This is a genomic window from Mycobacteriales bacterium (assembly GCA_035995165.1).
Lineage (GTDB): Bacteria > Actinomycetota > Actinomycetes > Mycobacteriales > CADCTP01 > CADCTP01.
In genome coordinates this window covers 1-7,421 of the sequence record DASYKU010000011.1, presented here as the reverse complement: position 1 = coordinate 7,421, position 7,421 = coordinate 1, and the positions used below count along the sequence as shown (strand labels likewise).

Here is a 7,421-nt window from a genome sequence, read left to right as displayed (position 1 = left end):
GGCCGGCTGGTCGTCTCCGGCAGCGGTGCCGAGTTCGTCTCCACCCCGCGGTACGCGGTGATCGCCTCGCCCGGGCAGGCGGTCACCCTGCGGTGGCGGCCGGACACCGCGGCCATGGTGTTCCGGATCGACCGCAAGGCGCTGGAGGCCGCGCTGGTCGACCTGACCGACGAACCGGTCGAGGAGCCGCTGCGGTTCCAGGTCCGGATGGACGTCACCGGGCGGCTGGCCCGCAGCTGGCTGACCACGGCGATGTTCCTGGCCGCGGCGGCGGACCACCCCGGCGGCCTGCTGGACAACGCGCTCGTCGCGGCCGACCTGGAGCGGATGCTGCTGCGCGGGCTGCTGCTGCTGTGCCAGCCGCACACGCACACGGCCGCGATCGCCCCGGACGGCGCGGAGCCGGACCTGCCCCGGCACGCGGCCGCGGCGGTGGCGCTGATGGACGCCGCCCCGGACCGGCCGGTTCGCCCGCGACTACCGCTCCCGGTACGGGGAGTCGCCCTCGGAGACGCTGCGCCGAGGCTGACGTTCACAGCGAACACCTGGCTCGTGTACAGCGGACGGCTCGATTCGGGGAGTTCTGTCGGTGTCACGACGACGGGGACGCCTCTACGAGTGGACGTGAGATGAACGAGAGCCGGGACGAGACTCCAGAACCCATCCAGCCGGCCTGGCACCCGACCCAGCCGACCCACCCCACCAGCCGGCCGGCCGAGCCGGACCGGCCGGCGGCCGAGCCGGACCGGCCGGCGGCCGAGCAGGTCCGGCCCGCCGAGCCGACGATCCCGGCCTCCCAGGCCGGGTCGGCCGACCCCACGGCGCCGGCCCAGCCGGGCGCGGTCCAGCGTGAGGCGGCCGAGCCGACCGCGCTGGCCCAGCCGGGCGCGGTCCAGGGCCAGGCCGCCGAGCCGACCGCACCGGACGAACCGCAGTACAGGGCTCAGCCGGAGTACACGGCTCGGCACGCGGAGGACATCCATCCCAGGCTGGCATCGACGACGCCGCAGGCCGACGCCGAGCAGGCCGGAGCGATGCCGGCCGGGCCGCCCACGTGGAGCGGGCAGCCGCCGGCGGGGTGGTCCGGGCCGTACGCCGGGCCGGGTCCGTGGGCGGGCCAGCCGGTCACGGCACCGCCGAAGCGGCGCCGCGGCACCACCGCCGCGATCGCCGGCACCCTCGCCCTCGCCGTCGGCTTCGGCGGCATCGTCATCGGCCGCGACCTCGGCGGCTCCCAGACCGTCGCCGGCAGCGGCACGTCCTCGGCCGGCTCCGCGACGACGGGCCAGTTCGGCACCGGCGGCGGCAACGGCCCGTTCGGCGGCTTCGGCACCAACGGCGGCACCGACGGCGGCACCGGCACCGGGTCCGGCACCGGGACGAGCACGACCCGCGCCGCGACGACCGCCGAGTCCGCCGGCGTCGTCGACATCACCACCGTCCTCAGCTACGGCACCGCCGAGGCCGCCGGCACCGGAATCGTGCTCACCTCGAACGGCGAGATCCTCACCAACAACCACGTCGTCGACGAGGCCACCAAGATCACCGTGACCGTGGTCAGCACCGGCAGGTCGTACACGGCCACGGTCGTCGGCACCGACGCGACCGACGACGTCGCGGTCCTGCAGCTGTCCGGCGCCTCCGGCCTCACCACCGCCACGCTCTCGACCGACACCGCGGCCGTCGGCGACGCGGTCACCGCGGTCGGCAACGCCGGCGGCACCGGCGGTACGCCGACCGCCGCGGAAGGCTCGATCACCGCGCTGAACCAGAGCATCACCGCCAGCGACGAGACCGGCACGGACTCCGAGCAGCTGACCGGCCTCATCCAGGTCGACGCCGCGGTCCAGGCCGGCGACTCCGGCGGCCCGCTCTACTCCGACGGTGCGGTGATCGGCATCGACACCGCCGCCTCCTCCAGCGGCCAGACCGTCGGCTTCGCGATCCCGATCGCGACCGCGCTGGCGATCGCGGACCGGATCGAGTCGGGTGAGTCCAGCGCGACGATCACCCAGGGCACGCCGGCCTTCCTCGGCGTCGAGCTCGCGAACGGGACGACCGGCGCGACGATCTCCGGCACCGTCAGCGATTCCCCCGCGGCGAAGGCGGGCCTGGCCGAGGGCGACACCATCACCGCCGTCGACGGGTCCACCGTGGACAGCTCGACCGCGCTCTCCGCGGCGCTGGCCAAGCACGCCGTGGGCGACCAGGTCCGGCTCACCTGGACCGACACCAGCGGCACGTCGCACACCGCGACCGTGACGCTGATCGCCGGCCCGGCCGACTGACCGGCCGCGCCGCCGGCGACCGGGCCGGCGGTGCCGGTCGAGAGAGCCGGGCCCACGACCCGCCGCCCCCGCACCGGGGGCGGCGGGTTGCCGCGTCTCCGGCGGCGTACGCCGTGCGGCCGGCGAAGAGGGAGGAACCCATCGTTCGGCCCGGCAAGGGGCGGAAAGTCCCGTCCCCACGTGCGGGATGGGGCGCCCGGCTGGCCCGCCTGGAGGAGTTCGAGGCGGCCCGGGCCTGCTCCATCCTGGTCGGGATCGGGGTGCCGCCCCGGTTGCTGCCGCCGGAGCGGGTCCCGCCCACGCCGGACCCCCGCCCGGCAACCCCCTAGGCGGGCCCGTTCTCCCGCCGGCTCAGGCGGCCCGCTCAGGCGGCCCGCTCAGGCGGCCTGGAAGGAGCGCTTGGACAGGCCCATCGCGTACCCGTCGATAGCGGTGGTCGGCGCCGCCCCGGGGTCGGTCGCCGCGCCCAGGGTGACGAACAGCGGGGTGAAGTGCTCGACCGTCGGGTGCGCGTACGGCATCCCCGGGGCATTGGCGCGGAAGCCGGCCAGCTCGTCCACGTCGCCGCGGGCCAGCGCCTCGGCGGCCCAGTCGTCGAAGTGCCGGGACCAGCCCGGGACGACGTCCGGCCGGTTCCAGTCCAGGTACGGCAGCCCGTGGGTCATGAAGCCGGACCCGATCACCAGCACGCCCTCGGCCCGCAGGTCCCGCAGCCGCCGGCCGAGGTCCAGCAGCGAGCCGCTGTCATGGGTCGGGATGCTCAGCTGCAGCACCGGCACGTCGGCGTCCGGGTACATGATCTTCAGCGGCACCCAGGCGCCGTGGTCGAGCCCGCGGCTGCGGTGCTCGTGCACGTCCTGCGGGAGCGCCGCGACGATCTGCTTGGCCAGCGCGGAGGCGTCCGGGGTGTCGTAGCGCATCCGGTAGTACATCGGCGCGAAGCCGCCGAAGTCGTAGACCAGCTCGGCACCGGGCCTGGCGCTGCTGATCGACAGCGGCGCGGCCTCCCAGTGCGCGGAGACGATCAGGATCGACTTCGGCTTCGGCAGCGACCGGGACCAGTCGTGCAGCTCCCGCATCCAGACCGCGTCCTCGAACGTCGGCGGCGCGCCGTGCGAGATGTAGAGGCTCGGCAGCGCACCGTCCTCGGGCGTCCACGCCCGATGCGGCCCCAACGTCGCGACGCGCTCCAGATGCTCGGCGAACGGATGGGTGCTCATGCCGACACCGTACGGCGATATGATTGAGACTTCAACTAAATGGCTTCGGTGTTTCACTACACGCGTGACCGATCCTCGTTCGAGCACCGTCGACGACGTCCTGCGCCGGAGTGCGGGGCGGACGCCGGACCGGGTGGCGCTGGTGTTCGGCGACCGCTCCTGGACGTACGCGGAGCTGGACGCGGGCGTGTCCCGGGCGGCCGGGCACCTGCTGTCGCTGGGGCTCTCGCGCGGGGACCGGGTGGCGACGGTGGGGGCCAACTCCGACGCGTACCTGCTGGCGTTCCTGGGCTGTGCCCGGGCCGGCCTGGTGCACGTGCCGGTCAATCACGCGCTCACCGGCGGCGAGCTGTCCTACCTGCTGGCGCAGTCGGGCAGCCGGGTCGCGCTGGTCGACCCGGCGCTGCGGGACACGGTCGAGGCGGTCCGGGGTGAGACCGCGCTGGAGCGGGTGCTCCCGCTGCACGGCGCCGACGACGCCGTGCTGGGCGCCTGGAGCGCGGGCGTGGTGCCGGAGATCGACATGGGCACCGCCGACACCGACCTGGTGCAGCTGCTCTACACCTCGGGCACCACGTCGAAGCCCAAGGGCGCGATGATGACCCACCGCGCGCTCGTGCATGAGTACGTCTCGACCATCCACGCGCTGGACCTCGCCGAGGACGACGACCCGCTGATCTGCATGCCGCTCTACCACTCGGCCGGGATGCACGTGTTCGCGCTGCCGCACCTGGCGACCGGGGCGACGATCCGGCTGCTGGCCCGGCCGGACGTGCCGGAGATCCTGCGGCTGGTCGAGGCCGAGGGGATCGGCTCGCTGTTCCTGGCCCCTACCGTCTGGGTGCCACTGTCCAATGCGGACGACTTCGCCACCCGGGACCTGTCCGCGCTGCGCAAGGCGTACTACGGCGCGTCGATCATGCCGGTGCCGGTGCTGCAGCGGATCCAGAAGCGGCTGCCGGACCTGGCCTTCTACAACTGCTTCGGGCAGTCGGAGATCGCGCCGCTGGCGACCGTGCTGCGGCCGGAGGAGCACGCCGAGCGGCCCGAGTCCTGCGGCCGGCCGGTGCTGTTCGTGGAGATCCGGGTGGTCGACGACGACGGCGCCGACGTCGGGCCGGACCTGCCGGGCGAGCTGCTCTACCGGTCCCCGCAGCTGTGCAGCGGCTACTGGCAGGACGAGGCCGCGACCGCGGAGGCGTTCCGGGACGGCTGGTTCCACTCGGGCGACCTGGTCCGCCGGGACGCCGCCGGGTACGTGACGGTGGTCGACCGGATCAAGGACGTCATCAACACCGGCGGCGTGCTGGTCGCCTCGCGCGAGGTCGAGGACGCGCTCTACACGCACCCCGCGGTGGCCGAGGTCGCGGTCATCGCCACCCCGGACGACCGCTGGATCGAGGCCGTCACCGCGGTGGTGGTGCTGCGTGGCGGCGAGAACGCCGACGAGGCCGGGCTGATCGCGCACGCCCGGACGACGCTGGCCCCGTTCAAGGTGCCGAAGCGGGTGCACTTCGTCGCGGAGCTGCCCCGCAACCAGAGCGGCAAGCTGCTCAAGCGGGTGCTGCGGGGCCAGCTCTAGTCCGGGTCGGTCGCCTCCTCGGCCGGGCCCGGACGGGGCGCGGGCGCCCGCCAGAACGTCACCAGCTGCGCGGCCGCGCCGGCCAGGCCGAGGCCGGCGGCGAGCGTGGCCCGGCGCGGGCCGGTCCCCCAGTCGTCCAGGCCGAGCGCGCGGTCGACGCTGAACCGGCCCGGGCCGAGCGCGGCCAGCGCGACCGAGGCGGCGGCGAGGTTGCCGACGTACTCGTAGCCCTCGTCGACGACGAAGAACCCGTTCGGCCGGTGCACGGTGTGCCCGGCGACCGCCATCGTGCCGACCACCACCGAGGCCGCGACCGGGGTGGCCGCGCCGGCCAGCAGCGCGGTCCCGGCCCCGATCTCGACCACCGCGCTGGTCACCGCCTGCATCCGCGGCTGCCGGAACCCGATCGAGCCGAACCAGCCCGCGGTGCCGGCCAGCGTCCGGCCGTGCCGCAGACCGTGCGCGATCATGGTGCCGCCGAGCGCGGCCCGCAGCAGCAGCCGGGCGACGTCGACTCCCGCGGAGGTCTTCATGAGGGGACCTAGAACCGGTAGCGGGTCTGGCTGTACGGGTCCTTGCCGAAGGCGAAGACCACGCTCGGCGCGACCCGGTACACCAGGGCCGCGCCGGGACCGTGGCGGAACTGGCCGTCGGCGACCTCGAAGTGCCACTCCTCGCCGTACTTCGCGAGGAAGGCCTCGGCGATCCGGTGCAGCTCGGCGTCGTCGCTGACGTGGACCGCGTTCCCCTCCAGCACCACGTCGGTGCCGCTGTGCAGCGCGTTCGTGCCGGTGGTGAGCACGACGGCGGGGTTCGCGGCCAGGTTGCGGCCCTTGCGCTCGTCGGCGCCGGTGCAGAAGTGCAGCGCGTCGTCGAGCCAGGCCGCGACCAGCGGGGTGACATGTGGGTGGCCGTCCGGGCGGACCGTGGTCACCCAGAACAGCGGAGCCGTCGCCAGCAGCTGCTCGGTCAGCTCCCAGGGCATCGACGTCGCCTCGGGCTCGCCGTAGCGCATGTCCTGTTCGGTGGTCGGCATCCGGGAACCCTAGTCGGTGATCCGGATCCGCACCGCGCGGAACAGGCCCGGAGTGGACTGCAGCACCTTCAGCCGCGGATCCGGTACGTCCAGGCGCGCCTCGACCACCAGCGGCCGCAGCGGCGCCAGCCGGGTGTCGGCGAGCACGTCGTCGACGGCCCGCCGGTCGCCGCCGAGCACCACGGCGTCCAAAGTGGACGCTGCCGGGACGAGCACGGCCGCGGCGGTGTCGGCGGCCGCGCCCAGCGCGACCCGGACCTGACCCTCGCGGCGGCGGGCGAACCGCTGCTGGGACTGGCCGCCCGCGGCGCTGCGCCCGTGCACCTGGCGGGAGCCGACCTTGGACGCGGTCAACCGGGTGCCGACGAAGACGCCGGTGGCGTAGCCGCCGAGGCGGACCAGCAGGACGCCGACCCGCCGGTCGCGCCGGGCGTGCTCCACGAGATCGCCGTCCAGCGGCGGGAACGGGACCATCACCTCGGCCACCGTCCCGTCGGCCCCGCGGACGGTCACCACGGAGGAGTCCACAGTGGACTCGACCGGGCCGTGGGCGGCCGCGAACCGCTCCAGCCAGCCGGTGAGCCGCTCCGGCGACACGCTGACCCACCGGCTCATGCCCGGGACGTTACCGGGGCGGCTTGGCCCGCTCGTACTGCGGCGCCCAGTAGAGCGCGTCGGGCGCCTCGGAGTCGTCGTGCTTCAGCTCGTACGCGGCCTGCTGCGGCCAGCTCGGGTTGCGCAGCACGGCCCGGGCCAGCATGACCGCGTCGGCGGAGCCGTCCACGATCACCTGCTCGGCCTGCTCGGCCGCGGTGATCAGGCCGACCGCGGCGGTGGGCACGCCGGCCTGCTCCCGGACCGCCCGCGCGAACGGCACCTGATAGCCCGGGCCGACCGTGATCCGCTGCTCGGCGACCACGCCGCCGCTGGAGACGTCGTAGAGGTCGACGCCCTGCCCGTCCAGGCCCTTGGCCACGTCGACCGCGTCGTCCACGGTGAGGCCGCCCGGGGCCCAGTCCGAGCCGGTGAGCCGGAGGAACAGCGGCTTGCGCTCGGGCCAGACCTCGCGGATCGCGTCCACCACCTCGGTGAGCAGCCGGGCCCGGTTCTCCGGCGACCCGCCGTACGCGTCGGTGCGGGTGTTGCTGAGCGGCGACAGGAACTGGTGGATCAGGTAGCCGTGCGCCCCGTGGATCTCGATCACCTCGAAGCCGGCCAGGTCGGCCCGCTGGGCCGCCGCGCGCCAGTCCCGGACCAGGGCCCGGACGCCGTCGGTGGACAGGGCGGCCGGCGAG

At 74.7% G+C, this 7,421-nt stretch carries 8 protein-coding genes; 3 read left to right on the top strand and 5 right to left on the bottom strand.

Annotated features, from left to right (window positions below; genetic code table 11):
* On the top strand, positions 1-633 hold a 633-nt coding region (locus VGP36_02125), incomplete at its 5' end, for a hypothetical protein (protein ID HEV7653519.1).
* Positions 630-2,288 (top strand): trypsin-like peptidase domain-containing protein, encoded by a 1,659-nt coding sequence (locus VGP36_02120; protein HEV7653518.1) that lies wholly within the window; start codon positions 630-632, stop codon positions 2,286-2,288. The genes VGP36_02125 and VGP36_02120, both read left to right, overlap by 4 nt.
* A gap of 377 nt (positions 2,289-2,665) precedes the next feature.
* Here VGP36_02120 and VGP36_02115 read toward each other — a convergent pair whose 3' ends face one another.
* Positions 2,666-3,508 carry a class III extradiol ring-cleavage dioxygenase gene (locus tag VGP36_02115; protein ID HEV7653517.1) on the bottom strand — a complete coding sequence of 281 codons (843 nt, stop codon included), beginning with the start codon at positions 3,506-3,508 and terminating at the stop codon, positions 2,666-2,668.
* 64 nt (positions 3,509-3,572) lie between these two features.
* Here VGP36_02115 and VGP36_02110 point away from each other — a divergent pair, with 64 nt between their 5' ends.
* Complete coding sequence (locus VGP36_02110) at positions 3,573-5,090, top strand: fatty acyl-CoA synthetase (GenBank protein ID HEV7653516.1); 1,518 nt, start codon at positions 3,573-3,575, stop codon at positions 5,088-5,090.
* Here VGP36_02110 and VGP36_02105 read toward each other — a convergent pair.
* The 4 genes from VGP36_02105 to VGP36_02090 all read right to left on the bottom strand — a co-directional run.
* On the bottom strand, positions 5,087-5,623 hold the full coding sequence (locus VGP36_02105; protein ID HEV7653515.1) for a DoxX family protein: 537 nt from the start codon (positions 5,621-5,623) through the stop codon (positions 5,087-5,089). The genes VGP36_02110 and VGP36_02105 overlap by 4 nt on opposite strands.
* 8 nt (positions 5,624-5,631) lie before the next feature.
* Positions 5,632-6,126: a pyridoxamine 5'-phosphate oxidase family protein gene (locus tag VGP36_02100; GenBank protein ID HEV7653514.1), complete on the bottom strand. Its 495-nt coding sequence runs from the start codon at positions 6,124-6,126 to the stop codon at positions 5,632-5,634.
* Between the two features lie 9 nt (positions 6,127-6,135).
* Positions 6,136-6,741: an acVLRF1 family peptidyl-tRNA hydrolase gene (locus VGP36_02095; GenBank protein HEV7653513.1), complete on the bottom strand. Its 606-nt coding sequence runs from the start codon at positions 6,739-6,741 to the stop codon at positions 6,136-6,138.
* 10 nt (positions 6,742-6,751) lie between these two features.
* Positions 6,752-7,421, bottom strand: a 670-nt coding sequence (locus tag VGP36_02090; GenBank protein HEV7653512.1) for a tRNA-dihydrouridine synthase, incomplete at its 5' end; no start/stop codon positions are given.

What these genes read in the sequence shown, in the direction of transcription:
- VGP36_02100 (HEV7653514.1), bottom strand. Translation starts at nt 6,126, where the DNA reads ATGCCGACCACCGAACAGGACATGCGCTACGGCGAGCCCGAGGCGACG.
- VGP36_02115 (HEV7653517.1), bottom strand. Translation starts at nt 3,508, where the DNA reads ATGAGCACCCATCCGTTCGCCGAGCATCTGGAGCGCGTCGCGACGTTG.
- VGP36_02120 (HEV7653518.1), top strand. Translation starts at nt 630, where the DNA reads ATGAACGAGAGCCGGGACGAGACTCCAGAACCCATCCAGCCGGCCTGG.
- VGP36_02095 (HEV7653513.1), bottom strand. Translation starts at nt 6,741, where the DNA reads ATGAGCCGGTGGGTCAGCGTGTCGCCGGAGCGGCTCACCGGCTGGCTG.
- VGP36_02105 (HEV7653515.1), bottom strand. Translation starts at nt 5,623, where the DNA reads ATGAAGACCTCCGCGGGAGTCGACGTCGCCCGGCTGCTGCTGCGGGCC.